This window comes from Pseudomonas sp. E1BtOHC1, assembly GCF_058744285.1.
In genome coordinates, this window is sequence record NZ_CP196023.1 from 4191111 (window position 1) to 4207277 (window position 16167).

The window sequence follows — 16167 nt, forward strand, 5'->3', positions numbered from 1 at the left end:
GCAGCTTTTGATCAGCTTTGTTTACCTGCTGTTATCCCATCACGTCACGGTGTTCCTGGCGCAACGCTGCGAGCGAGCCTTTCACTGCCTTGGACGCTGGAGCATGTTTCCCGGCTTTTCAGTGATTAACACGCCCGGACCTCAGGCTTAAGCTCAATCTATCGCCCGGCCCCACAGGGCGAACGGATCACTGACGAGCACAGCGCAAGGTTCAAGCATGAAAAAACTGGAAAAGAAAATCGCCCTGGTCACCGGCTCCTCCAAGGGCATCGGCGCCGAGATTGCCCGGCAACTGGCCGCAGAGGGAGCCACGGTCATCGTCAACTACACCCGCAGCCAGGCCGACGCCGACCGGCTGGTGACGCAGATCGTCGAGGAGGGCGGCAGGGCCTTTGCGGTCCAGGCCGATGTGTCCAATGGCCTTGAGGTCAAGACGCTGTTCAAGACCATCGGTCATCAGTACGGCCACCTCGATATCCTGGTGAACAATGCCGGGGTCTATTCCACCGGGGCCCTGGCCGAGGTCACCGAAGAAGCCTTCCACCGGCACTTCAACTTGAACGTGCTGGGCCTGATTCTCTGCTCCCAGGCCGCCCTTGAATACTTCAACCCGGCCGGGGGCAGCATCGTCAACATCAGTTCCAGCGTCACTTCGTTTACCCCGGCCAACTCCACGGTCTACACCGCGTCCAAAGGGGCGGTGGACGCCATTACCCGCACCCTGGCCAATGAACTGGGGGCCAGGAAGATCCGGGTCAACTCGGTGAACCCGGGGCTGGTGGAGACCGAGGGGGTGCACGCCAGTGGTTTCTTCGCCGACGAGTTCCGCAGCCAGATCGAGTCCATCACCCCACTGGGACGCATTGGCGCTCCCCGGGACATCGCGCCGGCGGTGGCCTTCCTGGCCTCGGACGATGCCGGCTGGATCACCGGCGAGACCCTGATCATCGGCGGCGGTTTGCGCTAGAGGGTTTGCTGGGCGCGCTGATAGTGCCGCGGCGCTTCACTCATGATCCGCTTGAACGCGGTACTGAAAGCGCTTTCCGACTCGTAGCCCAGGGCGAAGGCGATGCTGGAGATGCTGTCCTCGCTATTGCGCAAGCGGTCGCTGGCCAACAGCATCCGCCAGCGCGTCAGGTACTCCATGGGGGCGACCCCGACAATGGTTTTGAAGCGCTGGGCGAAGGCCGAGCGCGACATGTTGGCCAGGCGCGCCAGCTCTTCCACGCTCCAGCGCCGTGCCGGCTCGCCATGCAGGGCGCTGATCGCGGCACTCAAATGACGGTCGGCCAGGCCGGCGAACCACCCTGTGCCTTCACTGTCGAGGGTGCTCAGGTGCGCCCGCAGCACTTCGACCAGCATGATGTGGGCCAGGTGTTCGGTCATTAGCGAGCGCCCCGGCCGGTGCTGGTGCAGCTCCGAGGTAAAGCGCTCCAGCGCCCAGCGCAGGACTGAGGCCTGGGCGCAAACGCCAGTCAGGTGGACCAGGGAGGGCAGGGTGCTGAGCAAGACCTGGGCCGGCACCCCGGTGAACTCGAAGCGACCGCCCACCAGCTGGGTTTCCTGGCCGCCATAGTCGAGGCGGATCTCATCCTCGGCGATGCGCTGGAAGTACTGCTCGGAATCGAGTGGAACCTGGGTCATGTCGCTGTAGAGGGCAAAGGGCGCGCCCCGGGTCATCAGGAAACAATCGCCTTGTTGCAAGCGTTGTGGCTGTTGTTCGCCCTCAACCCATAACCAGCCGCCGCCCTGAACCACGGTGGTGAACTTGATCCCGGCATTCTCGGGAAAGCTGAACGCCCAATCGCCCGCCAACTTCAAAGTTGCAGAGTGATAGTTGCGAACTCGCAATAAGGAAAGAACACCCGACAGTGGGTCCATGGATAAGCCTTTTTAAATATTGAGAAGCAGGAGGGAACTCTAACATCGAGATTGTTGTGCTGGATATATAAACCTTATCTCGATGGGCATCGGCAATATGACCTTAAATCTTTAACTTGTAGAGGCATGATATGACTATCTTATTTGATCCTGTATACGGCCCGTTGATTAACGGCGTATTTGAAAACAACGACAATGCTCCCGTTCCCGCCCTCGATCCGGCCACGGGCCAATGCCTGGCGCACATCCATTACTGCAACGCGGCCGATGTAGATCGTGCGGTTGACGCCGCCCAGGCAGCCTTTGCCGGCTGGAAGGCCCTAGGGCAGCAGGAGCGGGGCCGGTTGATCAATGCCCTGGCCGACGCGGTGGAGGCCGACAGCGAGCGTCTGGCGCGGATCGATGCCCAGGATGTCGGGCGCTGCATCAGTGAAGTGCGCAAGGACTATCAAACCGCCGTGCGTCACTACCGCTACTTTGCTGCGGTGATCATGGCCCATGAGGACTATGGCCGGGAGATCGTCGGTGGCTATGCCCTGGGCAAACGCGAGCCTCTGGGCGTGTGCGGGCAGATCATTCCGTGGAACGCGCCGGCCATCATGGCCGCGTTCAAGCTGGCGCCGGCCCTGGCGGCAGGCAACACCGTGGTCCTCAAGCCCGATGAGAACGCGTCCCTGTCGACCCTGGAACTGGGCAAGCATATTGCGCGGATTTTCCCCGCTGGGGTGGTCAACATTGTTCCTGGCCTCGGCGAAGTGGTGGGCGCCGCCCTGAGTGTCCATCCGCTGGTGCGCAAACTGTCGTTCACCGGTAGCACCGAGGTGGGAAGAATCGTTGCCGGGGTGGCTGCCGAGCGCCTGGTGCCGGCCACCCTGGAGCTGGGGGGCAAGAGCGCGAATATTGTGTTTGCCGATGTCGAAGATCTCGACGCCGTGGTGGACAATGCCACCTTCGCCGCCATTCACAACAATGGCCAGTCGTGCCTGGCCGGCACCCGGCTGTTTGTCCATGCGGATATTTTCGAGAGCTTCAAGGACAAACTGATCGAGTCGTTCCAGCGGGTCAGGGTCGGTGCGCCCCTGGAGGAAGACACCCGCGTCAGTTGCCTGGTCTCCGCCAGTCAGGGCCGCAAGGTCCTGGCATACATCGATGCAGGCATCGCAGAGGGGGCCACGCTACTGGTGGGTGGCTCTCGGGTCGAGGTAGCCGGTTGTGAGGCTGGCTACTTCATCCAGCCCACGGTGTTGCTTGCCCGCAATCACATGCGCATCTGCCAGGAAGAAATTTTTGGCCCGGTGCTGTCGCTGATCCAGTGGAGCGATTACGAGGAGATGATCGCCCAGGCCAACGACACCGAGTACGGCCTGGCTGCGGGGATCTACACCAGCAACCTGAAGCACGCCATGCACACCGCCAACCGCCTGCAAGCCGGCTCGGTCTGGATCAACCGCTACTCCAACATCAGTGACGGCACCGCCTTTGGCGGCTACAAGAACAGCGGTATTGGCCGTGAGTTCTGTCGCGAGACGCTGAATGCCTACACCCAGATCAAGACCATCACGATCCAGGCTGAAGTGCCGGCGCCCTGGTTTGCACCGCGCTAGCTCTAAGCTGTTTTCGGAACGCCTGAAGATGATCTTTTCAGGGCGAATGGTGCTCGATTGAATATATTTCCTAATACCTAAAGAGGATGTTCGTGATGGTTGAGTGGTTTGCTGCGAGTTGAGCAGGCTGGGGCTTTCGAAGATCAAGGCAGACCACCCACTTGTGCAGTTCAAGAATATCGCCGGGTATATTTTTATTAACTTTGTTTCGCAGGTGGTATCAACTTTTTCGGCGAGGTCAGCTCGCTTTAGTTGCCCCTGTCGGGCATTAACCTGCTAGGGGTAATAAATGAGGGTTATCGTCAATGGCGTTGCAGGTTCCTACACTTCGAGCCCTTAATCGATCGAATGTGGAGAGTAAAACAATGCGTTTACGCGACCTTGGCATCACCTTGGGTTCGGGTACCCCAGGCGTCTACAACGCGATTACCGATGTGCCCGGCGTGCGGGTCGGCCATCACACCCTCAGCCTGGAAACTGCCGAGGCTTCCATTCATACCGGGGTGACGGTGATCGAGCCTCGGGCCGGATCGGCGCACCTGGAACCCTGCTTTGCCGGGGTTCATGTGCTCAATGGCAACGGTGACGCCACGGGCCTTGAGTGGATTCGCGAAGCGGGCCTGCTGGCTTCGCCGATCGCCTACACCAACACCCACAGTGTCGGCGTGGTGCGCGATGCGCTGGTGGCGGCCGAGCGGGAGATGGCCAAGCAACACACCTACTGGTGCATGCCGGTGGTGCTGGAAACCTACGACGGCGTGCTGAGCGATATCTGGGGGCAGCATGTCACGGCCGAGCATGTAACGGCGGCCTTGGGCGAAGCGCGTTCCGGGCCTGTGGCCGAGGGCAATGTCGGGGGCGGCACCGGGATGATCTGTCACGAATTCAAGGGCGGCATCGGTACGTCGTCGCGGGTCTTGAGCCAGGAGCAGGGCGGCTGGACCGTCGGCGCGCTGGTTCAGGCCAACTATGGCGTGCGCGAGGAGCTGCGCGTGGCAGGTTATCCGGTGGGTCGGGTGCTGGCTGACGTGGCCTCGCCGTTCAAGGGCGCGAGCAATGTCGGCGAGCCGGGCATGGGCTCGATCGTCATCACCCTTGCCACCGATGCCCCCTTGTTGCCGCACCAGTGCACCCGGCTGGCACAGCGGGCCAGTGTCGGTCTGGCGCGGGTCGGTGGCGGTACTGAAGATTCCAGTGGCGATATCTTCCTGGCGTTCTCGGTGGGCAATTGCAATCTGCCGGTGGCCAATCACGGGCACCCGGGCGCGCCGACCACCGCCTTGCAGATGGTCAACAACGACTACATCTCGGCGCTGTTCCTGGCGGCTGCGGACGCGGTGGAGGAGGCGATCCTCAATGCGCTGCTGGCCGCCGATGACCTGAGCGGCTGCAGCAGCCAGGTCCTGGCCTTGAAGCCCCAGCGCCTGCTGGCGGCCTTGGAGCAAGTGGGCTGGCGGCCCTGAAACCGATCGGACGGCACCCGGCGGTGGGTTGATCCACTGCCCGCCTGCTCCGCGATGTGACCTGGCGAGCGCACCTTGAGTGGTCCGCTCGCTTTTTTTTGCCCCTTCTAGCCTTGCTCGCCACCTTCCTGCGCCTGCAGAAACAGGGCAAACAACTCGGACTGGGACTTGATCCCCAGCTTGCTGTACAGGTGCTTGCGATGGACCTTCACGGTCTCCGCAGAAATCGCCAGCTTGCGCGCGATCTCCTTGTTCGAGCAGCCGCTGAGCAGCAGTTGGACCACATCCATTTCCCGTGCCGAAAGCGCGGTGCCCGATTGCAAGGTGGCCTGTTCCAGGCGGCTTTGCCAACTGGGTGCGGTTTGTGGCGCATCCGCCGACTCACGCTCGAACACCAGCCGCTGGCGCATCAGCGCCGCGACCCAGGGTTGGATCAGGCCCAGCAGGGCGGTCTGCTCGGGGCTGAAGCGGCACTGGCAGCCCAGGGACAGGCTCAGGGTGCGCGCGCCATCGAGCTGGACATTGATGTGGACCTCGTCGGCCACCACGTTCAGGCGGAAATAGCGCTGGTAGTAGTCGGTCTGCTCGAAGCATTCCGGCGCCACATCTTCCAGGCGAAACAGGCCGCTGCGGGGCGTTTCCCGATTGTGGATATAGAAGGGGTCCAGCAGGTACAGGCCCTTGAGGTAGTCCTGGAACAGCGCGTCCGGCTCGCCGTCCGCCGCCGGGGACTCGGCCAGTACCTGGGGTCGGCCGGGGCTGAAGACCAGCACCACCCAATTGTCCACGGGCACATAGTGCTGCAACAGGCGCACCAGTGCGCTCCAGAAATGGTCCCGGTCCAGGGTGTCGATCAAGCGGCCCACGGCATCGTGCCAGGCCACGTCCTGCAAGGTCAGGTGTGTTTCGCTACCCATAGCGGGGTACCCCATCGAAGTGATTCTGTGCCGCGTGGCGGCGCTCCATACTCTGTGCGTCCCCGGCGCCTGCAGCGGCGATCGGGGCACCTCCAACGCGTGCAAGGATCAACGATGAAGATCGAACTGGTGCAACTGGCTGGCCGTGACGGCGACAGCGTTTATAACCTGGGGCGGGTGCTCGAAGCCATTACAACCTGTGCCGAGGACACCGATCTGCTGGTGTTTCCCGAGACGTGCCTGACCGGGTTCATCGGCGCCGAACAATTGCCGCTCTACGCCGAGCCTCTTGAAGGGCCGAGCGTGCAGGCGGTGCTGCAGGTGGTGCGCCAGCGTAATGTCGCGGCCGTCATCGGCCTGGCGGAAAGCGCTGAAGGCCGCTACTACAACACCTCGTTGCTGGTGACCCCCGAAGGCATCGCCCTGCAGTACCGCAAGACCCATCTGTGGCCCTCGGAACGGGGCGAATTCTGTCCCGGCGACCGTTATGCCACGGTGCTGTGGAAAGGCCTGCGGGTCGGCATCCTGATCTGCTACGACATCGAATTGCCGGAAAGCGCCCGGGCCCTGGCACAGCTGGGGGCCGAGTTGATCATCGTCACCAACGGCAACATGGACCCTTACGGCCCGGTGCACCGCACCGCGATCATGGCCCGGGCCCAGGAAAACCAGTTGTTCGCGGTCATGGTCAACCGGGTGGGCGAGGGCGACGACGGGCTGGTGTTCGCCGGCGGCAGCGCTGCCATCGATCCCTTTGGCCGGGTGCTGTTCGAGGCCGGGCGCGATGAGTGCCGGCAACTGGTTAGCCTCGATCCGCAGCAGCTCCAGGCCGCCCGCCGCGACTATCACTACCTCAGCGACCGCCGGTTGCTGTTGCACGGTGAACGGATCGACCACCCGGACGGTCGACGCGAGCTGTTGATTCCCTGATTGACCTTCACCGCACTGATTCCTGCCACAACAATCCCAATATCAGCAGGCGCGGTGCCGGTCCTCAAGGGCCGGAAACTGGCGCTGTGGAGTATCCCGATGAAAACCATGCGCTGCGCCCGATGGGCCCTGGCCTCAATGTTCAGCTTCAGCCTGGCCTGCGCCGCCAATGCCGAACCCCAGGTGCACATCTACAACTGGTACGACTTCATCGCCCCGGACACCACCAAGGACTTCCAGGCGCAAACCTCGATCGTTGCGACCTACGACGTGTTCGACAACAGCGATGTCATGCAGAGCAAACTCATGGCCGGGCGCAGCGGCTACGACGTGGTGGTCGCCACCGGCGACCTGCTGCCGAACCTGATCAAGGCCGGGGTGCTCAAGGAACTGGATCGCAGCCAGTTGCCCAACTGGTCCCACCTGGACCCGCAGATCCTGGCCAAGGTCCAGGGCAACGACCCGGGCAATCGCTACGCCGTGCCCTATCTGTGGGGCACCACCGGCATCGGCTATGACGCCGACAAGGTCAAGGCCATCCTCGGGGCCGATGCCCCGGTGGATTCCTGGGACCTGATCTTCAAGGAAGACAACCTGGCCAAGCTCAGCCAGTGCGGCGTGGCCATGCTCGATGCCCCTGGCGAGGTCATTCCCATCGCCTTGCACTACCTGGGCTTGCCCTACAACAGCCAGAACCCCGAGGACTATCGCAAGGCCGAGGCCCTGTTGCTGAAATTGCGCCCCTATGTGCGCTACTTCGATTCCTCGAAGTTCATCACTGACCTGGCCAACGGCAACATCTGCGTGGTGCTGGGCTGGGCCGGCGGCGTACTGGACGCCAGGACCGCCTCGGAAGCCGCCGGCAATGGCCGCCATATCGAATACCGCATCCCTCGGGAAGGCGCACCGATCTGGGTGGAGAGCCTGGTGCTGCTCAACGATGCCCCCAATCCGCAACAGGGGCTGCAGTTCATCGACTACATGCTGCGCCCGCCAGTGATCGCCCAGACCACCAACTACCTGAAGTACCCCAATGGCAACCTGGCCGCCAAGGCACTGATCGAACAGAAGATTCGCGACAACCCCAGCGTCTACCCGAGCCAGGCAGTGCTCGACACCCTGTTCCCGCTGGAGCCGCTGCCATTGAAACTGGAGCGGGTCCGCACCCGGGTCTGGAGCAAGGTCAAGAGCGGCAGCTAGCGGTGAGAGACGGCGGTCTGCCCCCTGCGTTGGCACTAAGACCGAGCGGGGGCAAGGCGGACCTTGTGCGCCATCAGCCATAGCGTGCTGCCGACCATCAGGAACAGCATGAGTGCACTGTGGACGGCCTGAGCCATGCCTGATGAGTCCAACACAAACCCGAGGGGAATCGGCACGGCATTGAACAAGTAGATCGTCATGTAGAAGTAGGCGATGAGCTTGCCGTGTCCACGGCCCACGGCCAGCTGGTTGATCAGCCGGGCACTGCCGACAAAGATGGCGCCGTAGGCATAGCCGCCGACGATCAGGGCCAGCACTGCTAGGAGCAAAGAGCCCTGGTAGAAGGCCATCAGCAACATGACGAAGGCGAGGTTCTGGCACAGCAGGCCACTCAGCAGGGCGCGCCGGGCCTCGAGGCGCTGGCAGAACAGCTGGCTGGCCCCGGCGATCAGCAGATAGGCCGATAGGCCGTAGCCGAACGCTGCGTGATCATGCAACCCCAATAACTGCTCCGCAGCGCCGGGACCGATCACGAACACACAGGCGGCAAACGACCAGCTGAAAAACACTGACCAGGCGCACAGGTGATAGGGCACACCAATGCCTTTCAGGCTCTGGAGCAAGCCGGGTGCCTTGATCGACGGCGTGTCGGCAACGGCCGTCGGCACGGTTGGCGATGACGGCCAGCATCCCAGCACCCCCAGGATAGCCACCAGGCCCAGGAACATGATCAGCCAGAACGGCAGCGCCCTGGGATAGCAGTCCAGTTGCAAGGCGGCCCCGCTGAGCAGCGGTCCCAAGGCCAGCCCCACGACCATCGCCAGGGTGGCCAGCAGCGCCGCGAGCTTGCCGTTGTCGGCTGGACCGAAGCGCACCAGCGCCATGTTGATACCGGCGGTCATCGCCCCCGAACCTACACCGGCGATCAGGCGCCCCGTACCCAGTTGCCACAAGGAACTGCCCTGGGAAAACAGCCAGGCGCCAAATACCACGAGGGCGGCGGAGGGCACCAAGAGTCTGCGCAGATCCTGCAGGCGCCCGGCGAACCCGGCCAGGGTCAGCAGCGACAGCAGGACGCCCACGCCGTAGACGCCGAAGATCAATGTCAGCTCCACGGCACTCAACTGCAGCTGTTGTTTATAGAAGGGGTACAGCGGCGTTGGCGCGCTGCTGTTCATCAAGGACACCATCAGTGACAGCGTCAGAAAGAGTAGAAACACCGGTGACGGCGCTTTATTGCAGGCGTGCGGATGCGTGGACATGACTTATCCGGTATGTGCATGGCTGTAAAAGGAGCTCGACGAAGCGAAGGGAAAATGGGCGGGCAGGTTATCGGACGCTCGATAACCGAGGTGCTTTGCCGGACAACGCTCGGGATAGGGTAGTGAGGGGCGAGGGGGTAAACAGGCCTTTCAAACCCTGATGCAAATGATAGCGCCTGGCCCGGTCACTACCATGCTCGAAACCCCTGAGTTCATTTTCCTGCGTCCAGTGCGGCGAAGCGGTGCGGGCAATAGGGCCGCTCGAACGTCATCGCCGGCGAGCGCCTCGACTCAACCCGGCGGCAGCAACCGCAACGGGTCCACCGGTACGCCATTGGCGCGGATCTCGAAATACAACTGGGCGCGGTCGGTGTCCTGGGACCCGGCCTCGGCAATCTTCTGGCCCTTGATCACCATCTGGCCTTCCTTGACCAGCAGGCGGCTGTTGTAGGCGTAGGTGCTGGTGTAGGAGGGACCGTGCTGGAGGATCATCAGGTTGCCGTAGCCGCGCATGTAGCCGGCGAACGCTACCTTGCCGCCCAGGGTGGCGTGGATCGGCTGGCCTTGGGTAGTGGCGATGCGGATGCCCTGGTTGAGCTTGCCGGTGGGGGAGAAACGACCGATCAGCACCCCGCGCAGTGGCCAGCTCCAGCCTTGCAAGGTGACCTTGGGCATCGGCGGGGCAGGCGGGGCGGCCTTGCCCTTGCTCTTGCTGGCGGTGCTACGCGACTTGCTGCTGACCACCCGGGTGCTCTTGGCCGCGCCGCCGACCCGCAGCACCTGGCCGACTTCCACGGTATAGGGCGCCTTGAGGCCGTTGAGCCGCGCCACTTCCTTCCAGTTGGTGCCGTTGCGGCTGGCGATCGAATACAGCGTGTCACCACGCTTGACCCGATATTCACCGGCCTTGAGGGGCGCGGTGCCGCCAGGGCTGGAGGAATTGGAGCTGCAGGCCGACACCGCCAGCAGTAGTGCAATCAATAGAAGTCTTACCAACACACGGCAACCATTAAGTCCTGATAAAGCCCTGCAGCTCGAGCTGCCCGCGACGCGCCAGGCAAGCCGGCAACTATACCTGTTTGCGGCTTGAGAGGCGCGTTATAGACCGCAACATGCAGCGTTAAATTCAATCAGGATGTCACTGCGCGCAGGTTCTTGTCCGTCGTTTCCCTGCCCGGGGGCTGCGACCGTGCAAACTTAATGAACCCTCGCTCCCGCCGCCGACCTAAGGCAGTTCAGACCGGGAGGAACTCCATGCATATCGAATACATCTGGATCACTCTGGCAGTGATGGTGCTGCTGGCTGAACTCTGGGCCATCAAGCGTTTGCTCAGAAGCGGTGCGCGGGCCGAAAACAAGGGGCTGTGGATCGTCGTGATCATCTTTGTACCCTTGCTGGGGCTGCTGCTCTGGCTGTGCGTCGGCCCCAAGGAGCTGAGCCGTGACGCCTCGGCGTCGCATGTTGGCAAAAGTTGAGACGCAGCGTTCATTGCATAAGCCAGGAAGACCGCGCCGTGCCCAGAATCCTCATGTCCCAGGTGGATGAAGCCGAACTCAGCGAGCACAACGCCAAGATGTTCGGCTCACCCAAGGAGCGCCTGGACTTCTACCGCCGGGAAATCCAGTACGAAACCACCATCCTGGCCAACCGCACCGACGCGTACCTGACGGCTCAGGCCTTTCTGGTGATCGCCTTCGCGTCCTGCATGGCCAACCTCAATCCGGAGTGGGGCAAACTCTTTACCCTGTCGGTGCCGCCGTTTCTGGCGTTGCTGGGAATCCTCAGTTCCCTCAATGCCTGGCCGGGGATCAGGGCCGCGTACGAGATCATTGATCACTGGCACTTCAAGCAGAGCCACCTGCTGCACAGCGAGCCGCTGATGGGCCTGGCCTACGACGAGTCGCCACTGTTCTGCGAGAGCGAATCCAGCCACAAGGGCTATCGCAAGTCGTTGCTGTTTTCCATGCGTTCACCCTGGTTGTTCGCGGTGTTCTGGCTGCTGTTGGGGAGCTGGGCGGTGTATATCCAGGTGACCAATCCGGGAGCCTGAAGGAGGCAGGACCAAGGGCCGCCCCCCTCAGACGCCATCACGCCGATAAACCGTCGTACTCCAATAGCGGCTGCCGGTGCGTTCTTGTCGACGCCAACCGGCGCCAGCCAGCTGTTTGCCAATCAGGCGATTCATCCAGCCATGGCCGAGCAACAGCACTGAGCCGTCCTGGGTCAGGGATTGAAGTTGCAGCGCGGCGGCTGCCGCCCGACTCCGAGCCGTAGTGGCGGTTTCGACGTGCCTGGAGTAACCGCACAGCCACAGGACTCGAAGAATGGACGCCCAGGCAATAGGCGACAGGCGTGGTTGTCGCCAAGGACCATAAGGCAGTTGCGCCTCGCAGAACAGCGGGTCCACCAGGGTCGGTTCCAGCCCCAGAGCCCGGACGGAGGCCAGCGCTCGAGGAGCGCTGCTGGAGACAATCACCGCTGCGCTGGCGGCCAGTTGCAGACTGGATGGCGGAGCAGGGTGCGCGGTGATTGCCGAACGATCGTAGTCCTGTATCCAGCCCTGCATGTCGAGTGCTGAAATCCGCTCGGTCGTTATGCCTTCGGGTGGACCGTGACGCATGAGGATGATGGTGCTGTTCAAGGTCTGGTTGCGTCCTGCTCGGTGCGGTTCGATGAGTGGGCGGCCGGTGCCCGCCTGGCCAGCCAGCCGTGGTCCTGATACCAGGCCAGGGTATCGCTGATGGTGCGTTCCAGGGTGCGGAAGCTCAGGTCCAGTTCCTGTTCGCTCTTGCTCGGGTCGAAGCGACTGCGCCCGGCTTCCTGGCGCATCAGGCGCACGGTGGCCAGGCTCAGCAACACCGGCTTGCCGGTCAAGCGCGCATAGAGTTCCTGCGCCGCCGCCAAGGTATACAGCAACGGTACTGGCAACGTCCGCACGGGAGTCCTGACGCCGGCGATACGTCCCAGCAGCGGCACCAGCTCTGCCATGGTCATGTGGCGGCCCGCCGCCAGGTAGCGTTCGCCCCTGCGTCCCTGGCGCGCGGCAGCAATCTGCGCCAGCGCCACATCGCGGGCGTCGACCACCGAGAAACTGCCTGGAACCAGGCCGGGCAGGCGGCCCAGCACCACGTCGTTGAGCAATTGTCCGGAGGACGTTGGCCCGATGTCGCCGGGGCCCCACATCCAACCGGGCAGCACCATGCAGGCCTGCATCTGCGGATGGGTCTCGAGGAATGCCAGCACTGCTTGGTCGGCGAGAATCTTGCTGCGGTAGTAGGGGTCCGCATCGGCGGGGTCGCGCAAGCAAGTCTCATCGATCAGATGACCGGGCTCGCCCTTGAGCACGGCAATCGACGAGGTGTGGATGAAGCGGCGGATACCGGCACTGTAGGCCCGCTCCAGCAAGCGCTGAGTGCCCAGGACGTTGATCCGCTGCAGTTGTTCCCAGTGACTGCCGCCCTTGTAGTTGTCGCGAAAGAACGCCGCGGTATGAAACAGCGTGTCGCAGCCATGCAACGCGGCGGCGAACCAGTCGACATCGGCCATGTCGCCCACTACCAGTTCCAACCCTCGCAGAGCACCGAACTGTTGTTCACCCTTGGCTCTTGAACGTACCAGGGCTTTGACTTTGCAGCCTCGGGCCAGCAGCTCCCGTACCAGATTGTTGCCCAGCAGACCGGTGGCTCCGGTGACAAAGGTGTAGTGCATTTCAGGGCGATAGCCGCTATCGGTGGCCGCTTGCGTGCGGTGTTCGGGGGCAGTGCTCATACAGTCCGTTCCATGGGGTTCGAGGGCGCTAGATATACCTTGGCCAGCACCACGGAAAAACAGCGAGTCCTGCATAATGGCTTTGCGAATTTGCAAAGCGACAAGCATGGAGTAGGGCTTTGGAAGCGAATTGGGATGATCTGCGCCTGTTGCTGGCGGTCTGGCGGCGCGGCAGTTTTCTGCAGGCCGGGCAGCTTCTGGGGGTAGCGGCCTCGACGGTATCCCGTCGCTTGAGCCAATTGGAAGCGGCCCTGGGCGAGCCGCTGCTGCAAAGAGGTGTCGAGGGCTGTTGGCTGACGCCTCGGGGGCAATCACTGGTGGAAGTCGCTCTGGCGGCGGAGGAAGGGTTGAGGCGCCAGAGCACGCTGGGCCTCCCGGAGTCGCAGGGCCAATTGCGCGGCAGCATCCTGATCAGTGCAGGCGAGGGCTTTACCCCTTGGGTGCTTGAGGCGGCTCATCGGGTGACCTCGATTCATCCAGGGTGCTCGGTGGAGCTGCAGGTGAGCGCCGAGTTTCACAAGCTCGCCCGCGGCGTGGCGGACATCGCGGTGCGCACCGCGCATCAGGGTGAACCTTCGCTGATCTATCGGCCATTGGGCAAGCTGGAGTACGGCGTGTTCGCCAGTGCGGAGCTGTTGCACAGGTTCCCGGACATCACCCCGGCGTCGGCCACCACCATCGGCCTGCTTCCTCCCCTGGATAACCTGCCGCAGATGCGCGCGGCCAAGGCCGCTGGTCTTGAGGGACGGCAGATCAGGGTCAGTTCGTTCACGACGCAGGTCGAGGCGGTACGGCGGGGGATGGGGATTGCGGTCATGCCGCGGATTCTGGCGAGCGATCTGGTGGAGCTGTTTGCGTCGATGGCGTTTCCAGCGATGGAGATCTACCTGGTAACCCGGCCTCAAGCCTTGAAGCAGGCTCACATCAAGCACTGTTTCGCGGTTCTGGAGCAGGTACTGGGTGAGGCACTGTCGACTGAAGCAACCGGCGCAATCCCTTAGGGCTGCGCCGGTGCGTCACTCAGTGTGGCGCGCGAGGGATGGTCTTGAGCAGGTCTGCGGGGCTGATATGGCCGACGACGGAATCGGCGGCGCTGCCCGGCAGCGGCAGGTCGAGGATGTGGCCCTTGATCTTGCCCACCACGTGCATCTCGCAGGGCTTGCAGTCGAACTTCAGGGTCAGCACTTCGTCACCGTGTACCAGTTGCATCGGCGCCACCTTGGTGCGCACGCCGGTCACGCCCTTGGCCTGCTTGGGGCACAGGTTGAAGGAGAAGCGCAGGCAGTGCTTGGTGATCATCACCGGTACGTCGCCGTGCTCTTCGTGGGCCTCGAACGCGGCATCGATCAGTTGCACGCCGTGACGGTGGTAGAAGTCACGGGCCTTCTGGTTGTAGACGTTGGCCAGGAATGACAGGTGTGACTCCGGGTACACCGGCGGCGGGTTGCTTTCGGCCTTGCGCCCGCCCCGTGGATGAGCGGCGACGCGGGCCGTGTCCAGGGCCTCGATGACTTCCCGGCGCAGGGCCTTGAGCTGGGAATTGGGGATGAAGTATGCCTGGGGCGCATCCAGTTTGATGTCGGTGGCGTGGTAATGGGTGGTGCCCAGTTGCCCCAGCAGGTCCTGCAGTTGCCCCAGGGCCTGCTCCGGTTTGTTGGCCACGCCGAACGGACCGTCCAGGGCGACGCTGGCGCTGATGCCTTCTTCGCTGGTGGCGGTCAGTTCCAGACGCTCTTCGCGCAGACGGGCCAGCCAGGACAGGCCAATGCGCCGCTCGGCGGAAGTGCGGGTCAGGGCCTGCTGCCAGTTGTGGTCGAGGTTGCGGCTCAGCGGATGGTTGGGACGCAGGCGCTGCAGGGCTTCGGGCATCTCGTTGGGCTCGACCCGATAGCGGTAGCGTTTCTCGCCGTCTTCTTCGAATTCGCCGCGGGCTTCGGCGATGTTGGCGCGGAAACCCACCACTTCACGCTTGACCAGCAGGTTGAGGCCGTCGCCGTTGGACAGCGGCTCGAAGGTCACCACTTGCAGGTCGCGCTTGCCGACTTTTTCCACGGTGCCCACTGGCAGCCCGGTGAAGGTCGGCGAGTCGAAGGCGCCGATGTCGATCTTGCGCTCGCTGACGAAGTAATCGGTGCTGCCCCGGTGGAAGGTCTTGTCCGGATCGGGGACGAAGAAGTGCGCGGTGCGGCCGCTGGAAGCGCGGGCCAGGTCCGGACGGTCTTCGAGAACGTCATCCAGGCGCTGACGGTAGTAGGCCGTGATGTTCTTCACATAGGCCATGTCCTTGTAACGTCCCTCGATCTTGAACGAGCGCACGCCGGCTTCCACCAGGGCGCGGATGTTGGCGCTCTGGTTGTTGTCCTTCATCGACAGCAGGTGCTTCTCGTAGGCGATCACGCCGCCGTGCTCGTCTTTGAGGGTGTAGGGCAGGCGGCAGGCCTGGGAGCAGTCGCCGCGGTTGGCGCTGCGACCGGTCTGGGCGTGGGAGATATTGCACTGGCCGGAAAAGGCCACGCACAAGGCGCCGTGAATGAAGAACTCGATGGCCGCGTCGGTTTCGGCGGCGATGGCGCTGATTTCCTTCAGGTTCAGTTCACGGGCCAGTACCAACTGCGAGAAACCGGCCTGATCGAGGAACCTGGCCCGCTCCAGGGTGCGGATATCGGTCTGGGTGCTGGCGTGCAGCTCGATGGGCGGAATATCCAGCTCCATCACTCCCAGGTCCTGGACGATCAACGCATCGACACCGGCGTCGTACAACTGGTGGATCAGCTTGCGCGCCGGCTCCAGTTCGTTGTCGTGGAGGATGGTGTTGAGGGTGGTGAACACCCGCGCGTGATAGCGGCGGGCGAATTCCACCAACTGGGCGATCTCGCCCACCTCGTTGCTGGCGTTGTGACGGGCGCCGAAGCTCGGGCCACCGATGTACACCGCGTCGGCGCCATGCAGGATGGCTTCGCGGGCGATGGCGACGTCGCGGGCGGGGCTGAGCAGTTCCAGGTGATGTTTGGGCAAGGACATGTTTTTTTAATCAGGCTTATCAGGGTCAAGGCGCGCATTGTAGCGGCGAAACGCTTGCCCGGCACCCGTGTCCTGCCAGGTGGCGGCCGCGCCGGGTGCGCGGCCACCGGATAGCGTCGA

At 63.0% G+C, this 16167-nt stretch carries 15 protein-coding genes; 8 read left to right on the forward strand and 7 right to left on the reverse strand.

From position 1 onward, the window contains the following. Positions 1-217 precede the first annotated feature (217 nt). Positions 218-967: an SDR family NAD(P)-dependent oxidoreductase gene (locus ACSSVC_RS18930; protein WP_346632944.1), complete on the forward strand. Its 750-nt coding sequence runs from the start codon at positions 218-220 to the stop codon at positions 965-967. Here ACSSVC_RS18930 and ACSSVC_RS18935 read toward each other — a convergent pair. Continuing rightward, positions 964-1881, reverse strand: a complete 918-nt coding sequence (locus tag ACSSVC_RS18935) for an AraC family transcriptional regulator (protein ID WP_404939873.1) — start codon at positions 1879-1881, stop codon at positions 964-966. The two genes, ACSSVC_RS18930 and ACSSVC_RS18935, sit on opposite strands and share 4 nt — an antisense overlap. Before the next feature lie 131 nt (positions 1882-2012). Between ACSSVC_RS18935 and ACSSVC_RS18940 the strand changes: the two genes are divergently transcribed. Both ACSSVC_RS18940 and ACSSVC_RS18945 read left to right on the forward strand, forming a co-directional pair. After that, positions 2013-3485, forward strand: a complete 1473-nt coding sequence (locus ACSSVC_RS18940) for an aldehyde dehydrogenase family protein (RefSeq protein WP_492611171.1) — start codon at positions 2013-2015, stop codon at positions 3483-3485. 365 nt (positions 3486-3850) lie between these two features. Further along, entirely contained in the window at positions 3851-4948 is a 1098-nt protein-coding gene (locus ACSSVC_RS18945) for a DmpA family aminopeptidase (protein WP_492611172.1), read from the forward strand. 107 nt (positions 4949-5055) lie between these two features. On the opposite strand, the gene ACSSVC_RS18950 is transcribed toward ACSSVC_RS18945, so the two are convergent. After that, positions 5056-5865, reverse strand: a complete 810-nt coding sequence (locus ACSSVC_RS18950) for a helix-turn-helix transcriptional regulator (protein ID WP_346632948.1) — start codon at positions 5863-5865, stop codon at positions 5056-5058. A gap of 114 nt (positions 5866-5979) precedes the next feature. Here ACSSVC_RS18950 and ACSSVC_RS18955 point away from each other — a divergent pair, with 114 nt between their 5' ends. Both ACSSVC_RS18955 and ACSSVC_RS18960 read left to right on the forward strand, forming a co-directional pair. Continuing rightward, positions 5980-6795, forward strand: coding sequence for a carbon-nitrogen hydrolase family protein (locus ACSSVC_RS18955; protein ID WP_346632949.1), 816 nt, complete (start codon positions 5980-5982; stop codon positions 6793-6795). Positions 6796-6894: 99 nt separating this feature from the next. Beyond that, entirely contained in the window at positions 6895-7995 is a 1101-nt protein-coding gene (locus ACSSVC_RS18960) for a polyamine ABC transporter substrate-binding protein (protein WP_346632950.1), read from the forward strand. Positions 7996-8030: 35 nt separating this feature from the next. Here ACSSVC_RS18960 and ACSSVC_RS18965 read toward each other — a convergent pair whose 3' ends face one another. Continuing rightward, positions 8031-9257 carry an MFS transporter gene (locus ACSSVC_RS18965; RefSeq protein ID WP_446439881.1) on the reverse strand — a complete coding sequence of 409 codons (1227 nt, stop codon included), beginning with the start codon at positions 9255-9257 and terminating at the stop codon, positions 8031-8033. Between the two features lie 291 nt (positions 9258-9548). Beyond that, positions 9549-10256: a peptidoglycan DD-metalloendopeptidase family protein gene (locus ACSSVC_RS18970; RefSeq protein WP_446439880.1), complete on the reverse strand. Its 708-nt coding sequence runs from the start codon at positions 10254-10256 to the stop codon at positions 9549-9551. A gap of 255 nt (positions 10257-10511) precedes the next feature. Here ACSSVC_RS18970 and ACSSVC_RS18975 point away from each other — a divergent pair, with 255 nt between their 5' ends. Both ACSSVC_RS18975 and ACSSVC_RS18980 read left to right on the forward strand, forming a co-directional pair. Continuing rightward, positions 10512-10733 carry a PLDc N-terminal domain-containing protein gene (locus tag ACSSVC_RS18975; protein ID WP_492611173.1) on the forward strand — a complete coding sequence of 74 codons (222 nt, stop codon included), beginning with the start codon at positions 10512-10514 and terminating at the stop codon, positions 10731-10733. A gap of 53 nt (positions 10734-10786) precedes the next feature. Next, positions 10787-11308, forward strand: a complete 522-nt coding sequence (locus tag ACSSVC_RS18980) for a hypothetical protein (protein ID WP_346633060.1) — start codon at positions 10787-10789, stop codon at positions 11306-11308. A 27-nt stretch (positions 11309-11335) separates the two neighbouring features. On the opposite strand, the gene ACSSVC_RS18985 is transcribed toward ACSSVC_RS18980, so the two are convergent. Together ACSSVC_RS18985 and ACSSVC_RS18990 are read right to left on the reverse strand one after the other, a co-directional pair. Beyond that, positions 11336-11878, reverse strand: coding sequence for a histidine phosphatase family protein (locus ACSSVC_RS18985; protein WP_346633061.1), 543 nt, complete (start codon positions 11876-11878; stop codon positions 11336-11338). A gap of 17 nt (positions 11879-11895) precedes the next feature. Continuing rightward, positions 11896-12966: an SDR family oxidoreductase gene (locus tag ACSSVC_RS18990; protein WP_346633062.1), complete on the reverse strand. Its 1071-nt coding sequence runs from the start codon at positions 12964-12966 to the stop codon at positions 11896-11898. Positions 12967-13145: 179 nt separating this feature from the next. Between ACSSVC_RS18990 and ACSSVC_RS18995 the strand changes: the two genes are divergently transcribed. Further along, complete coding sequence (locus tag ACSSVC_RS18995; RefSeq protein WP_492611174.1) at positions 13146-14027, forward strand: LysR family transcriptional regulator; 882 nt, start codon at positions 13146-13148, stop codon at positions 14025-14027. Between the two features lie 19 nt (positions 14028-14046). On the opposite strand, the gene ACSSVC_RS19000 is transcribed toward ACSSVC_RS18995, so the two are convergent. Further along, positions 14047-16047 (reverse strand): peptidase U32 family protein, encoded by a 2001-nt coding sequence (locus tag ACSSVC_RS19000; RefSeq protein ID WP_404939885.1) that lies wholly within the window; start codon positions 16045-16047, stop codon positions 14047-14049. Positions 16048-16167 lie beyond the last annotated feature (120 nt).